Genomic DNA, 14,554 nt, shown 5'->3' with positions numbered 1-14,554 from the left:
GCGCGCTGTTGGGTGTCTGAGGGTACGGGCTTTATCGCTTGTGTCTTCGGTTGCCGGCCCCGGTGAACTCACTGTGTATGCGGTGGGGTGGCGGGTGGTTGGTCGTTGTTTGAGAACTGCACAGTGGACGCGAGCATCTGTGGCCAAGTTTTTAAGGGCGCACGGTGGATGCCTTGGCACCAGGAACCGATGAAGGACGTGGGAGGCCGCGATAGGCCCCGGGGAGCTGTCAACCGAGCTTTGATCCGGGGGTGTCCGAATGGGGAAACCCGGCAGTCGTCATGGGCTGTCACCCGCTGCTGAACACATAGGCAGTGTGGAGGGAACGAGGGGAAGTGAAACATCTCAGTACCCTCAGGAAGAGAAAACAACCGTGATTCCGGGAGTAGTGGCGAGCGAAACCGGATGAGGCCAAACCGTATGTGTGTGATACCCGGCAGGGGTTGCGCATGCGGGGTTGTGGGAGTGCACTTGATCAGTCTGCCGGCTGGTCGGAGAGTCAGAAACCGTACAGGTAGGCGAAGGACATGCGAAAGGTCCGGCGTAGAGGGTAAGACCCCCGTAGCTGAAATCTGTGCGGCTCTCTTGCGTATTTCCCAAGTAGCACGGGGCCCGAGAAATCCCGTGTGAATCTGGCGGGACCACCCGCTAAGCCTAAATATTCCCTGGTGACCGATAGCGGATAGTACCGTGAGGGAATGGTGAAAAGTACCGCGGGAGCGGAGTGAAATAGTACCTGAAACCGTGTGCCTACAAGCCGTGGGAGCGTCGCTGTATGTGCTTGCGCATACAGTCGTGACTGCGTGCCTTTTGAAGAATGAGCCTGCGAGTTTGCGGTGTGTTGCGAGGTTAACCCGTGTGGGGAAGCCGTAGCGAAAGCGAGTCCGAACAGGGCGACATAGTAGCGCGCTCAAGACCCGAAGCGGAGTGATCTAGCCATGGGCAGGTTGAAGCGGCTGTAAGAGGTCGTGGAGGACCGAACCCACCAGGGTTGAAAACCTGGGGGATGACCTGTGGTTAGGGGTGAAAGGCCAATCAAACTCCGTGATAGCTGGTTCTCCCCGAAATGCATTTAGGTGCAGCGTCGTGTGTTTCTTGCCGGAGGTAGAGCACTGGATAGGCGATGGGCCCTACCGGGTTACTGACCTTAGCCAAACTCCGAATGCCGGTAAGTGAGAGCACGGCAGTGAGACTGTGGGGGATAAGCTCCATGGTCGAGAGGGAAACAGCCCAGAGCATCGACTAAGGCCCCTAAGCGTACGCTAAGTGGGAAAGGATGTGGAGTCGCAGAGACAACCAGGAGGTTGGCTTAGAAGCAGCCACCCTTGAAAGAGTGCGTAATAGCTCACTGGTCAAGTGATTCCGCGCCGACAATGTAGCGGGGCTCAAGCGTACCGCCGAAGTCGTGTCATTCGTACATGTAGCCTCAACGGGCGTGCGGATGGGTAGGGGAGCGTCGTGTGCCGGGTGAAGCCTCCGCGGAAGCGAGGGGTGGACGGTTCACGAGTGAGAATGCAGGCATGAGTAGCGATACACACGTGGGAAACGTGTGCGCCGATTGACTAAGGGTTCCTGGGTCAAGCTGATCTGCCCAGGGTAAGTCGGGACCTAAGGCGAGGCCGACAGGCGTAGTCGATGGACAACCGGTTGATATTCCGGTACCCGCTTTGAAACGCCCAGTATCGAATCAGGCGATGCTAAGACCGTGAAGCCGTCCTGGAGCCTTCGGGCAAAGGGGAGTGGTGGAGCCGTCGGACCAGACTTGTAGTAGGTAAGCGATGGGGTGACGCAGGAAGGTAGTCCAGCCCGGGCGGTGGTAGTCCCGGGGTAAGGGTGTAGCCCGAGAGATAGGCAAATCCGTCTCTTGTTGAGGGTGAGACCTGATGCCGAGCCGATTGTGGTGAAGTGGATGATCCTATGCTGTCGAGAAAAGCCTCTAGCGAGTTTCATGGCGGCCCGTACCCTAAACCGACTCAGGTGGTCAGGTAGAGAATACCGAGGCGTTCGGGTGAACTATGGTTAAGGAACTCGGCAAAATGCCCCCGTAACTTCGGGAGAAGGGGGGCCATTTCTGGTGATCATCTTTACGGTGTGAGCTGGGGGTGGCCGCAGAGACCAGCGAGAAGCGACTGTTTACTAAAAACACAGGTCCGTGCGAAGCCGTAAGGCGATGTATACGGACTGACGCCTGCCCGGTGCTGGAACGTTAAGGGGACCGGTTAGTCACATTTCGGTGTGGCGAGGCTGAGAACTTAAGCGCCAGTAAACGGCGGTGGTAACTATAACCATCCTAAGGTAGCGAAATTCCTTGTCGGGTAAGTTCCGACCTGCACGAATGGCGTAACGACTTCTCGACTGTCTCAACCATAGGCCCGGTGAAATTGCACTACGAGTAAAGATGCTCGTTTCGCGCAGCAGGACGGAAAGACCCCGGGACCTTTACTACAGTTTGATATTGGTGTTCGGTTCGGCTTGTGTAGGATAGGTGGGAGACTGTGAAGCTTGGACGCCAGTTCAGGTGGAGTCAACGTTGAAATACCACTCTGGTCGTGCTGGATGTCTAACCTGGGTCCGTGATCCGGATCAGGGACAGTGTCTGATGGGTAGTTTAACTGGGGCGGTTGCCTCCTAAAGAGTAACGGAGGCGCCCAAAGGTTCCCTCAGCCTGGTTGGTAATCAGGTGTTGAGTGTAAGTGCACAAGGGAGCTTGACTGTGAGACCGACGGGTCGAGCAGGGACGAAAGTCGGGACTAGTGATCCGGCGGTGGCTTGTGGAAGCGCCGTCGCTCAACGGATAAAAGGTACCCCGGGGATAACAGGCTGATCTTCCCCAAGAGTCCATATCGACGGGATGGTTTGGCACCTCGATGTCGGCTCGTCGCATCCTGGGGCTGGAGTCGGTCCCAAGGGTTGGGCTGTTCGCCCATTAAAGCGGTACGCGAGCTGGGTTTAGAACGTCGTGAGACAGTTCGGTCCCTATCCGCTGCGCGCGCAGGAGTCTTGAGAAGGGCTGTCCCTAGTACGAGAGGACCGGGACGGACGAACCTCTGGTGTGCCAGTTGTCCTGCCAAGGGCATGGCTGGTTGGCTACGTTCGGGAGGGATAACCGCTGAAAGCATCTAAGCGGGAAGCCTGCTTCGAGATGAGGACTCCCACCCACTTGATGGGGTAAGGCTCCCAGTAGACGACTGGGTTGATAGGCCGGATATGGAAGCACCGTGAGGTGTGGAGTTGACCGGTACTAATAGGCCGAGGGCTTGTCCTCAGTTGCTCGCGTCCACTGTGTTAGTTCTGAGACAACGAACAGTCCGTGACATCATCCGGTTGTTCAGCAGTTTCATAGTGTTTCGGTGGTCATTGCGTTAGGGAAACGCCCGGTTACATTCCGAACCCGGAAGCTAAGCCTTTCAGCGCCGATGGTACTGCAGGGGGGACCCTGTGGGAGAGTAGGACGCCGCCGAACAATCTTTAGCCTCAGTCCCCGGACCATGTCCGGGGACTGAGGCATTTCTGCGTTCAGGGACTATTTACAGTTGGCACATGAGCTATGAACTGGTCATCTTCGACAACGACGGCATCCTTGTCGACAGCGAGCCCCTCGCCAACACCATTCTCGCCGGCTACCTCACCGAACTCGGTCATCCCACCACCTACGAGGATTCGCTCCGCGACTACATGGGCGCCGCGGTGCACCGGGTGCACGATCTCATACACGAGAGAACCGGGCAGCGGTTGCCCGAGGACTTCGATGACACGCTGCACCGTCGCGTCTTCGCTGCCTTCGAGCGGGAGTTGATGCCGGTGGAAGGGGTCACCAAGGTGTTGGGGAAGCTCGCCGCCGACGGGCGGCCGTACTGTGTCGCGTCGTCCGGGAGCCATGAGCGGATCCGGGTGGGGCACCGGAAGACCGGGCTGGACCGGTGGTTCGAGCCGGAAACCGTCTTCAGCGCGCAGGATGTCGGGCGCGGAAAGCCGGCGCCCGATCTCTTCCTGTACGCCGCCGAGCGCATGGGCGTCTCTCCCGCGCGGTGCGTCGTCATCGAGGACAGCCCGCTCGGGGTCGCCGCGGCGCGGGCGGCCGGGATGGATGTGTACGCGTTCACCGCGATGACTCCGGTCGAGAAGCTGGCGGGTGCCACCGCGTACTTCTCCTCCATGGCCGAGCTCACCGAGCTTCCGGAACTGCTTGGCTGATCCATCTACCCCTGGGTAGCGGGGAGCCATACGCTGTCCGGCCATGACAGCCAAGCCGGTCAGCACAGACGTGCGGTTGAGACACGGACGGGTGTCCCTGGCGCTGAGTTTCTTCGTACAAGGGGCGGCCTTCGCCCTCCTCGTCACGCGCATCCCGCCATCCAGGACCGGTACGGGATATCCGACGCCCTGCTTCCGGCGTTTCTGGCGGCCGTGCCGATTCTCGCCGGGGTGGGCAGTGTCCTGACCGAGAAGATCGTCGCGCGGGTGTGGCCCCGAGTCGTGCTGCGGTGGACCCAGCCGGTCGTCCTGCTCGCTCTCCTCGGCCGGCGTGGCCACCGGTGATCAGGTGTGGCAGCTCGCGGGATCGCTCGGAGTGTTCGGGCTGTCGGTCGGTGCGCTCGACGCGTCGATGAACATGCTGGGGGTGCGCCTTCAACGGGCGTACGGGCGCAGCATCATGCTCGGCTTCCACGCCGCGTACAGCCTCGGCGGTATCGCGAGGGCCTCGCTCGCCTGGGCCGGCGCGCACTGGGACTTGTCGCTGCTGGTGTCGTATCTGCCGGTCGTCGTGGTGCTGGTGCCGACGGCGTTCGTCGGGAGCCGCTGGTACACGGAGGCGGAGACCGGCACGCATACCGGCACGGATGTCGCGGTGTCGACCGGCGGCGGGAACGGCATCGTCTTCAAGGCCCTTCTGCCGCTCTGTCTCGTCATGACCTTTGCCTAATTCGGCGACTCCACCGTCTCCAACTGGAGCGCGAAGTACCTCCAGGACGTCCTGGGCAGCTCCGACGAGGTCGCCACCGTCCCCTACAACGCGTACATGGTCACCACACTCCTCGGCCGCGCGGCCGGAGACCTCGGGGTGCGGCGCTTCGGGCCCGTCGCCGTCGTGCGGTTCGGGTCGATGTTCGCCGCCGCCGGGTTCGCGGTGGTCGCGTTGGCGCCCGGTGCGTGGGTGGGGATCCTGGGGTTCACCGTGCTCGGGTGCGGTCTCTGCGTCCTCGTGCCGCAGTGCTTCGCCGCCGCCGGGCGGATGTTTCCCGAGTCCAGCGACGCGGCTGTCGCCCGGCTGAACATCTTCAACTATGTGGGTTTTCTGATCGGCTCCCCCCTCGTCGGTGCGCTCGGTGACGTGTGGAGCTATCGGGGCGCGATGCTCGTACCGATGGTGATGATCCTCGTAACGCTGTTCTGTGCCCGGTCGTTCGCCGACGGGACCGCCCGATACGGTGGCGGGCATGACCGGTCGCGCACAGCTGATGTGGGATGACGCCGTAACGGGCTACAACTTCGGGGCCAGCCACCCGATGGATCCGGTACGGCTGGCACTGACCAGGGAGCTCGTGCGCGCGTACGGGCTCGACAGCAAGATGGACGTGGTGTCCGCCCCGCCGGCCGGGGACTCCACGCTGAGACTTGTGCACCAGGGGGCGTACGTCGACGCGGTACGGCGCTACTCGGCCGACCCGAGGTCCGCCGACGGTTCGTACGGCATCGGGACGGTGGACGATCCGGCCTTCGCCGGGATGCACGAGGCGTCCGCGCTGATCGCCGGGCAGTCGGTCGGCGCCGCGGAGGCCGTGTGGGGCGGCGGCACGACCCACGCCGTGAACTTCGCCGGCGGTCTGCACCACGCGATGCCCGGCGCCGCGTCGGGCTTCTGCGTCTACAACGACGCGGCGCTCGCCATCGCCCGGCTGCTGGAGCTGGGGGCGGAGCGCGTCGCGTACGTGGACGTCGACGTGCACCACGGGGACGGCGTCCAGGCGGCGTTCTGGGACGACCCGCGCGTGCTGACGATCTCGCTGCACGAGCATCCACGCACGCTCTTCCCACAGACCGGCTGGCCGGAGGAGGCGGGCGAGGGGAGCGCGGTCAACCTGCCGCTGCCCGCCGGGACGGGGGACGAGGGGTGGCTGCGGGCGTTCCACTCCGTCGTGCCCGAACTGCTGGCGGACTTCCGGCCGCAGGCGCTCGTGACGCAGCACGGGGCCGATACGCACTTCGAGGACCCGCTGGCGCACCTCGCGGTGTCGCTGGACGCGCAGCGCGCGGTGCAGGCGTCCTGTCACGAACTGGCGCACGAGTACGTCGACGAGGGCCGCTGGATCGCGCTCGGCGGGGGCGGGTACTCGGTCGTGGACGTCGTGCCGCGCTCCTGGACGCATCTGGTGGCGATCGCGGCGCACGCGCCCATCGACCCGGAGTCGGCGGTGCCGGAGGAGTGGCGGGATGTGGTGTACGCCCGTACGCGGGAGTCCGCGCCGCGGCGGATGACGGATGGGCGGACGCCGAAGTGGCAGCCGTGGGAGGCGGGTTACGATCCGGCGGATCGGTTGGACCAGGCGGTTCTGGCGACGCGGCGGGCGGTGTTTCCGTTGCGGGGGTTGTTGGCGTGAGCGGTGGGGTTGACCGGGGCCGGTGGGGTTGACCGGTGGGGTTGACCGGGGCCGCCCGGTGGGCGGTTCGTCCTCAATCGCCGGACGGGCTTGATTTGGCCGACCTGGTCGTGTCCTCAATCGCCGGACGGGCTTGTTGTGGCGGGCGTGCTTGGTGTGGTCTGCGCCGAGTCGTGTCCTCGGTCGCCGGACGGGCTTCTTGTGGCGGAGGTGCTTGGTGTGGTGGGTGGGCGGGCTTGTTGTGGGCGGCGGGAGGTTACGCCAACTGTGGGGGGTGGCAGGCGTTTTGGTCCGGTAGGGGTCCCCGTACGGAAACATCGGGGCTGTGTTGAGTACCGGAGCCTTACGGGCCCACCTGCTGGCCGCCAGACTGGCCGGCCCCGTGGCCACCACGCGGGAGCAGAGCCTGCGCAGTTACCGGCTCTTCGCCGCCCGTGATCCGCGGGCGACGCTGGGGCTCACCCCCGAACGGGCTTGGTGCGAGCGCGACTTGCTGCGGCTCATGGCCGAGCGGTGCGGGGTCTCCGGGGACCCGGCGCATGTCTTGGGCGGTGATGTCATCGACCCCGAGCGGACGTTGAGCAGCCTCGACGCCTTTGCCGCGCGGCTCGGCGCCGCCGCCGGGCGGCGGGCTCCCGTGTTGTTCGGGACCGGGCATCCGCATCGGTTGATCGGCTTCTACGCGGGACTGGCAGACGCTTTGTCGGCGGCGGGATGTCTCGTACTCACCCCGGCGAAGGGCCGATGTATCGACATAACGACCCGGTTCGGCGTACGCACTTACCACCTCGACTACGTACGGGGAGTCGCATTGGTGCGGGAATTCGAAGCGTCGCGCGCCGGGAGTGAGACCGGCGCACACAGTCATTCCCCACTCCCCGTTCGGGTTGCTCTGGACAGTGCAGCAGAGGCCGGCGGGCCGCTCCCCGAACTGGTCGTCGGGGACCACGGATGGGTCTGCGGGGCAGGTCAGTTGGGCATTGAGGCCATCGGTCTCGCGGACACCGACGATCCGGCCCTGTTCGTGGGCGAGGCGGAGGGGCGGGTGTCCGTCGTGGTTCCCGTTGACGACGGTGTGCGATCCGATTACTACCGTCCGCTGACGCGCTATGTACTCAATCGAGCGTGTCTGTCACAGTAGGCGACCGTGTGCTGCTCCTCTTCCCCACTCGTACCACCCGCCCCTACTCTGGGTGTGAGCGCACAGCGACGAAGAGTCACCGGAGGGGAAGCCGGTGCGCGTCGGTTGCGGAAGGTACAGGTGGGTCATGGCTGCTGGCAGCGAGAGGCCTCTCAACGAGGTCAAGTTCCTTACCGTGGCGGAAGTCGCCTCGGTGATGCGAGTGTCGAAGATGACCGTGTACCGATTGGTGCACAGCGGTCATCTGCCGGCGATCCGGGTGGGCAGGTCTTTCCGGGTTCCGGAGCAAGCGGTTCACGAGTATCTCCGCGAGTCTTTCGTGGGGGTCGAATCCGCCTGAGATTTCCCTCGGATTACGTCCCTCACTCGGCGACGGGTAGGCTGGGCCAACGTAGGTCGTGTGGGCCCAGACGCCCCGCACCGAGTGAAGAGAAGTGAGCGAGGGTAGTCGTGGGCTCTGTTATCAAGAAGCGGCGTAAGCGGATGGCCAAGAAGAAGCACCGCAAGCTGCTCAAGCGCACCCGCGTGCAGCGTCGTAACAAGAAGTAGGCGACAGCTGTACGTGACATCGCGGCCCTTCCACCACACAGGTGGAAGGGCCGCAGTGCGTTCCGGCCCCGCTCTGCGGTCAGCAGTCGGGTCAGCGGTCGGGTGAGTTCGGGTCAAAGATTCGCGAAGGTGCGGAGAAGAGGCTCGTGAGGCCGTCACGCGGCAACGGGGACCCGCTACGGTGACGGCTGAGGCAAGCAATGTGCTTGGGCCAGTGCTTGGGCCTGTGCTTGGGCCAGACATCAAATTCAGGGGAAGGCGCTGATCTTGGGCAAGGTCGTGCTCGTGACCGGAGTGGCCCGCCAGCTCGGCAGCCGTCTCGTACGGAGAATCCTGCGCGACTCCGACGTGGACCGGGTCATCGGCGTGGACGCCGTCACCCCCGAGCACAGTCTCGGCGGTGCCGATTTCGTCCGGGCGGACATCCGCCAGCCCGCCATAGCGCGCGTCCTTGCCGAGCATTCCGTCGACACCGTCGTGCACATGGACGTGACGGGCACGCCGCTCGGCGCCGGCGGCCGGACGGCCGTCAAGGAGACCAACGTCATCGGCACCATGCAACTGCTCGGTGCCTGCCAGAAGTCACCCACCGTCGAGCGCCTGGTCGTCAAGTCCAGTACGAGCGTGTACGGCTCCGCGCCCCGCGACCCGGCCGTCTTCACCGAGAACACCCCGCCCAAGTCCCTGCCCAGCGGCGGCTTCGCGAAGGACGCGGTGGAGGTCGAGGGGTACGTGCGCGGGTTCGCGCGCCGCCGGCCGGACGTCGCCGTGTGCGTGCTGCGCTTCGCGAACATCCTCGGGCCCACGGCGGATTCACCGCTCGCCGAGTATCTGTCGCTGCCCGTGCTGCCGACGGTCTTCGGCTACGACCCGCGGCTCCAGTTCGTCCACGAGGACGATGTCATCGACGTCCTGCGGATCGCCCTGCACGAGCCCCGGCGGTCCACGCTCAACAGCGGGACCTTCAACATCGCCGGTGACGGCGTGCTGTTGCTCTCGCAGTGCTCCCGGCGCCTCGGCAGGCCGACGGTGCCCGTGCTGCTGCCGGCCGTGACCTGGGTCGGTTCCGCGCTGCGCACGCTCGGGGTGACGGACTTCTCGCCGGAGCAGATCCGGCTGCTGACCCACGGCAGGGTCGTCAGTACGGATCAGATGCGCGAGACACTGGGATTCGTACCCACCTACTCGACGGCGGAGGCGTTCACGGACTTCGCACGTAGCCGGGGTGCCGGGCTGTTGCCGCCGGAGGCTGTCGCCGACGCGGTCGACCAGTTCGCCGCCCTCGTCAGCAAGGAGCGCATCTGACATGGCCGACGCCAAGGTCATCCCCTTCGGGGAAGAGCCCCGGTCACGGCGCGCGGCGAAGGGCGCCGCCGCCAAGCGGGCGCGGGAACGCGGCAGCTCGGCCCCGCCCTCTTCCCCGTCCTCGGCCCCGCCCTCGTCGGCAGTGGGACCAGAACCGGGATCCCGGTCGGGGTCCGGGCCGCCCTCTCTCGCGTCCGTTCCCGATCAACCCGACGGGGTCGAGGACACCATGGCCGACGCCGCACAGCAGCCCGATCCGACCCCGCCCGCCGGCCCCCCCGAGGACGAGTCCGGCGGCGGCTCCTGGGACCGGCGGCTCGCCGAGGGGCTCGCCTTCCTGCGGCGCCGGGTCACCGGTGACTACGAGGTCGACGAGTTCGGGTACGACGAGGAACTGACCGACCAGGTCCTGATGTCGCTGATCCGGCCGCTCTACGCGAACTACTTCCGCGTGGAGGTGAAGGGCATCGAGAACATCCCCGCGGACGGCGGCGCCCTGGTGGTGTCCAACCACTCCGGCACCCTCCCGCTCGACGGGCTGATGATGCAGGTCGCCGTCCACGACAACCACCCGGCCGGCCGCCATCTGCGGCTGCTCGCCGCCGACCTGGTGTTCATGCTGCCGGTCGTCAACGAGCTGGCGCGCAAGGCCGGTCACACCCTGGCGTGCGCGGAGGACGCGGAGCGGCTGCTCCAGCGGGGCGAGATCGTCGGCGTGATGCCGGAAGGCTTCAAGGGCCTCGGGAAGCCCTTCGGGGAGCGCTACAAGTTGCAGCGCTTCGGCCGGGGCGGCTTCGTCTCGACGGCGCTGCGGCACGGTGTGCCGATCGTGCCGTGCTCGATCGTCGGGGCGGAGGAGATCTACCCGATGCTCGGCAACTCCAAGACGCTGGCGCGGCTGCTGGGATTCCCGTACTTCCCGATCACTCCGACGTTCCCGTGGCTCGGGCCGCTGGGCGCGGTGCCGCTGCCGACGAAGTGGACGATCCAGTTCGGCGAGCCGATCCCCACGGACGGCTATCCGCCGGAGGCGGCCGAGGATCCGATGCTGATGTTCAACCTGACCGATCAGGTACGGGAGCAGATCCAGCACACGCTCTACAAGCTCCTCGTGCAGCGCCGGTCGGTCTTCTTCTGACCACGACCGTGTGACCACGACCGTGTGACCACGACCTTCTGGCCACGACCGTGTGACACCACACGGAAGAGGCGAGGGCCACCGGCCCTCGCCTCTCTCGCGCACACTTCCCTCGTCAGTCCGCGTTCTCCGCGTCGATACCGAGACCCGGCAGCAGGTCGGGCAGCAGCGGCGGAATCGTGACGTCCGGAGCCGGGGGAAGGCCCCCCTGGCCGGGCGCCGACGGAAGGTCACCGTCGGACGGCGGGTTGAGCAGATCGCCGGGGGCGCCGGGCAGCAGCCCGTCGTCCTCCGAGGCTCCGGGACCCGATGGGCTCGGCTTGCCCCCGCTGTCCGTACGGCCCTTGTCGGGGGCCGACTTCGACGGCGACGGGCCGTTGTCCTTGCTGCCGGATCCGCCGGGGCCGCCTGTCGTACCGCCGCCGGGTTCCTGCGAGCGCCGGTCCTTGTCAGGAGCGCGCGGCAGCAGCGACTGCAACGGGGCGACGTCCTCGTCTATGGCGTCGAACACCGAGTTGACCTGGCTTCCCACGTCGCTCAGCTGCGGTGGCAGCCGGTCCCGCAGGCCGTTCCAGATGGCGCGGTGCGAGGCGGAGAACGAGGAGAGCGTCGCGATCGACTTGATCTTGCCGTCCTTCTCGTACGCCTGTTGCAGCAGCCGGTGGCCCTCGGTGGCGTCGTGATTCATACCGTTGAGCGCCCGGCGGATCTCGCCGAGCGATTCATGGTCCAGCGCGCCGGAGCGGCCACGCTCCAGCAGCCGGCGGGCTTCGCTCAGCCGGGTCGAGGCATGGTCGAGGTAGAGACCGCCGCGGTCGGCGTCCTCGTCGGCCATGCCGAGCTTGAAGTCCTCCATGCCACGCTTCAGCCCGTACAGCGAATCACCGGGCAGGGCGTCGGAACTGGCAGCGGCCACTCCGCCGAAGGCACCGGCGGCCACACCGACGGTGAGTCCTCCGGCCGCGAGCCCCTTCGACCAGCGGGACTTGGGGCGGAGCTTCCGGAGCGGGGACGCCCGGTGGGCTCCCCTTCCCGATGTCCGCCGCTGTTCGGGCACCGTGGGTCCCGTGGACGCGGCTCCGCCCGCCGTGCCCTCCAGCACCATGGCCTCCATGGCTGCCACGAGCTGTGCCCGTTGCACCACTTTGACCTCCGCGGCCAGCGTGGGTCTCGGTAGCTCACCGAGACCGCCGGCCAGGGCCAACAGCCGCCCCTGCTCAGTCGGTTCGGCCGACGCGGCGGGCTGTTCCCCCGCCGCGCCCTGGGGCACTTGGTCTTCCAGGGCCTGGGCGAAGGCGTTCGCCCGCCGGTGTGCCGAGACATTCGCGATCACTGGCGGCACCTCCTCTCGTCATGACGATCGACTCCCCTGGGGGTTCGGAAGGTTGCACGCCTTGAGCGCATCCACAGGGAGCCTGCATCCCGCACAACGAGCGTCGCGGCACTTGGGTTACGCGCGAAAGATGATCGGACCAGTGCGTCATCGAGGCGTCACGGACGGTGAGTTGAACCGTACGCCGGTCTGTACGCCGGTCTGTACGCCGGTCTGTACGCCGGTCTGTACGCGGGTCCGGCGGCCGGTCCGTACGTCAGCCCGGTCACCGGTCCGTGCGCCGGTCCTGTCACCGGCCGTCAGCGGGCGTCCTCCGGAAGCAGCCGTGCCAGCGTGCGCACAGCCCGGTACTGCAAGGTCTTGATCGCTCCTTCGTTCTTCCCCATCACTCTGGCCGTCTCGGCGACCGAGAGCCCTTGCAGGAAGCGCAGGGTCACGCACTCCTGCTGCTGGGGGTTGAGTTTGCGTACGGCTTCGAGCAGCGCGGCGTTCGAAAGGGACTCTAGGACGGAGTCCTCCGGGCTGCGCTCCACCTCGTTGGCATCGAGCATTTCGCCGGTGGTCACTTCGAGCCGGAAACGGCTCGACTTGAAGTGGTCGGCGACCAGATTTCGGGCGATCGTGACCAGCCAGGCGCCGAAGTCGCGGCCCTGCCAGGTGAACGTGGAGATACGCCGCAGGGCGCGCAGGAAGGTCTCACTGGTGAGATCCTCCGCCGTCGCCTTGCCGCCCACGCGGTAGTAGATGTAGCGGTAGACGGTGTCGCTGTACTGGTCGTACAGCCTGCCGAACGCTTCGGCCTCGCCGGCCTGGGCGCGCTCGACGAGTTCCATCATGCGGGCGCTGTCGCTGTCCGCCGTGGGCCGGCGGACGGGGGTGGAGGCGGCGGTGGTGCTGCTGTGTCGGCTTCCCCGTCTGCCGACCGCCGCACCGCCGTTCGCCAGGGCATAGCAAGGACCAATCGGGCCGCTCACGGCAGGGGCCGCGGCGGCGTATGCGGGGACGGCGTACGCGGTGGGGACGAAGCCGCGCAAGCGGTCGATGACCGATGCGCGCAGCGTAGCCAGGCCCGAGGCGTCAACCCCGACGTGTGGGTACACGGGACTCCCAGAGGCAGAGCTTCCATCACGTTCAGTGCGGGACCGTTCACTCGTCGTGGCGACGTGTGGGGTCCGGTATGCGTCTGAGGAGAATAACGCTTCGTATAGGCAGCGCTACACCCAGTTGCTCAAATCATCGATTACGTCGCTTCTGTTACGCCTATATGGCGAATCAAGTAGCACATCGTGAGCGGTTATTGATCGTTTGGTGTCGCGATGTGTCAGCTGACGTGATCGGTGCCGGTCGATTCGGCCCCGGGTTCGAGTTCGGTGGTCCCGGAGGCCTCAGCGCCGGCGGCGGTGCAGTGCCACCGCGGCGGCCGTGCCGCCCGCCAGCGCGCCGACCCCTGCTGCCGCCGGGATGCCGACCTTGGCCGCCTTGCGGCCCGTCCGGTAGTCACGCAGCCGCCATTCGCGGTCCTTGGCGTGCTTGCGGAGCTTGCTGTCCGGGTTGATCGCGTACGGATGTCCGACCAGCGACAGCATCGGGATGTCGTTGTGCGAGTCGCTGTACGCCGCGCAGCGGTCCAGGTCGAAGTCCTCGGCCGTCGCCAGCGCCCGTACCGCCTCGGCCTTCGCCGGGCCGTGCAGCGGCTCGCCGACGAGCTTGCCCGTGTAGACGCCGTCGATCGACTCGGCGACCGTGCCGAGCGCGCCGGTCAGTCCGAGGCGCCGGGCGATGATGGTGGCCGTCTCGACGGGCGCGGCGGTCACCAGCCAGACCTGCTGCCCGGCGTCGAGGTGTGCCTGGGCGAGGGTGCGGGTGCCCGGCCAGATGCGGTCGGCCATGTACTCGTCGTAGATCTCCTCGCCGATGGACATCAGCTCGGAGACCCGGTGGCCCTTGACGATCGACAGCGCGCTGTCCCGCGCGTCCTGCATGTGCTGCGGGTCCTCGACGCCGGCGAGCCGGAACCAGGCCTGCTGCCAGGCGAACCGGGCCAGTTCGCGGCGCTGGAAGAACTTCCGTTTGTACAGCCCGCGTCCGAAGTGGAAGATCGCGGCGCCCTGCATGACGGTGTTGTCCAGGTCGAAGAAGGCCGCGGCGCGGGCGTCCCCGATGACGGGGAAGTCGGGCACGGCGGGTTCGGCGGTGTCCGCGGTGCCGGCCGGTGCCACTCCGACGCCGTCGATCTCCTGCGACGACTTGAGTCCTGCCTCTGCTGCGGCCTCACCCGCGAGCACGCTCCGTGCTGTCGCGGAGCGCTTACGGGGGGTGAGCCATCCCAGTGCGGCCATAGCGTGAGCATAGTCAGTCTGTTCGGTACTTCCGGACGCGCCGGGGTGCCGTCGGTGTGAACTCTCCGAGAAGGGGCCGGACGGGAGCCGGGAGAGGGAGCGGGGGAGGGGGACGGGGGAGAGGGGTGGGGCGGAGGGGTGGGGGAGAGG

10 protein-coding genes, 2 rRNA genes and 1 pseudogene are annotated in these 14,554 nt (G+C 66.3%); 10 read left to right on the top strand and 3 right to left on the bottom strand.

The window, feature by feature from the left end; all coding sequences use genetic code 11:
- The first annotated feature begins 141 nt into the window (after positions 1 to 141).
- From OG700_RS16000 to OG700_RS15955, 10 genes and pseudogenes are all read left to right on the top strand, one after another.
- Positions 142 to 3,265: ribosomal RNA gene (locus OG700_RS16000) — 23S ribosomal RNA — on the top strand.
- A gap of 81 nt (positions 3,266 to 3,346) precedes the next feature.
- A 5S ribosomal RNA gene (gene rrf / locus OG700_RS15995) occupies positions 3,347 to 3,463 on the top strand.
- A 77-nt stretch (positions 3,464 to 3,540) separates the two neighbouring features.
- Positions 3,541 to 4,194, top strand: coding sequence for an HAD family hydrolase (locus tag OG700_RS15990; RefSeq protein ID WP_405614046.1), 654 nt, complete (start codon positions 3,541 to 3,543; stop codon positions 4,192 to 4,194).
- 43 nt (positions 4,195 to 4,237) lie between these two features.
- Positions 4,238 to 5,470 (top strand): annotated as a pseudogene (locus OG700_RS15985) (MFS transporter).
- Positions 5,439 to 6,599 (top strand): acetoin utilization protein AcuC, encoded by a 1,161-nt coding sequence (locus OG700_RS15980; RefSeq protein ID WP_405614044.1) that lies wholly within the window; start codon positions 5,439 to 5,441, stop codon positions 6,597 to 6,599. Before OG700_RS15985 ends, OG700_RS15980 begins: the two are co-directional and overlap by 32 nt.
- A gap of 325 nt (positions 6,600 to 6,924) precedes the next feature.
- Positions 6,925 to 7,740 carry a phosphatase gene (locus OG700_RS15975; protein ID WP_405614042.1) on the top strand — a complete coding sequence of 272 codons (816 nt, stop codon included), beginning with the start codon at positions 6,925 to 6,927 and terminating at the stop codon, positions 7,738 to 7,740.
- A 127-nt stretch (positions 7,741 to 7,867) separates the two neighbouring features.
- A complete protein-coding gene (locus OG700_RS15970; RefSeq protein WP_014046653.1) occupies positions 7,868 to 8,080 on the top strand; it encodes a helix-turn-helix domain-containing protein in 213 nt (70 codons plus the stop codon).
- A 110-nt stretch (positions 8,081 to 8,190) separates the two neighbouring features.
- Positions 8,191 to 8,289, top strand: a complete 99-nt coding sequence (locus OG700_RS15965; protein ID WP_003948845.1) for a 30S ribosomal protein bS22 — start codon at positions 8,191 to 8,193, stop codon at positions 8,287 to 8,289.
- 267 nt (positions 8,290 to 8,556) lie between these two features.
- A complete protein-coding gene (locus tag OG700_RS15960) occupies positions 8,557 to 9,594 on the top strand; it encodes an NAD-dependent epimerase/dehydratase family protein (RefSeq protein ID WP_405614040.1) in 1,038 nt (345 codons plus the stop codon).
- A 1-nt stretch (position 9,595) separates the two neighbouring features.
- A complete protein-coding gene (locus OG700_RS15955) occupies positions 9,596 to 10,732 on the top strand; it encodes a lysophospholipid acyltransferase family protein (protein WP_405614038.1) in 1,137 nt (378 codons plus the stop codon).
- Between the two features lie 115 nt (positions 10,733 to 10,847).
- Here the strand turns inward: OG700_RS15955 and OG700_RS15950 are convergent, their stop codons facing one another.
- The 3 genes from OG700_RS15950 to OG700_RS15940 form a co-directional block, all read right to left on the bottom strand.
- A complete protein-coding gene (locus OG700_RS15950; RefSeq protein WP_405614036.1) occupies positions 10,848 to 12,065 on the bottom strand; it encodes a DUF5667 domain-containing protein in 1,218 nt (405 codons plus the stop codon).
- A 299-nt stretch (positions 12,066 to 12,364) separates the two neighbouring features.
- Positions 12,365 to 13,165, bottom strand: a complete 801-nt coding sequence (locus OG700_RS15945) for an ECF subfamily RNA polymerase sigma factor, BldN family (RefSeq protein ID WP_405614034.1) — start codon at positions 13,163 to 13,165, stop codon at positions 12,365 to 12,367.
- 285 nt (positions 13,166 to 13,450) lie between these two features.
- Entirely contained in the window at positions 13,451 to 14,404 is a 954-nt protein-coding gene (locus tag OG700_RS15940; protein ID WP_405614032.1) for an HAD family hydrolase, read from the bottom strand.
- Positions 14,405 to 14,554 lie beyond the last annotated feature (150 nt).

This window comes from Streptomyces sp. NBC_01508 (assembly GCF_045040315.1).
GTDB lineage: Bacteria > Actinomycetota > Actinomycetes > Streptomycetales > Streptomycetaceae > Streptomyces.
Note: the sequence above shows the minus strand (reverse complement) of the source record. Positions and strands in the feature narration are given on the sequence as shown.

Bases quoted from the DNA above. Each gene is read 5' to 3' on its own strand.
- OG700_RS15940 (WP_405614032.1), bottom strand. From the start codon at position 14,404: ATGGCCGCACTGGGATGGCTCACCCCCCGTAAGCGCTCCGCGACAGCA.
- OG700_RS15980 (WP_405614044.1), top strand. From the start codon at position 5,439: ATGACCGGTCGCGCACAGCTGATGTGGGATGACGCCGTAACGGGCTAC.
- OG700_RS15955 (WP_405614038.1), top strand. From the start codon at position 9,596: ATGGCCGACGCCAAGGTCATCCCCTTCGGGGAAGAGCCCCGGTCACGG.
- OG700_RS15990 (WP_405614046.1), top strand. From the start codon at position 3,541: ATGAGCTATGAACTGGTCATCTTCGACAACGACGGCATCCTTGTCGAC.
- OG700_RS15970 (WP_014046653.1), top strand. From the start codon at position 7,868: ATGGCTGCTGGCAGCGAGAGGCCTCTCAACGAGGTCAAGTTCCTTACC.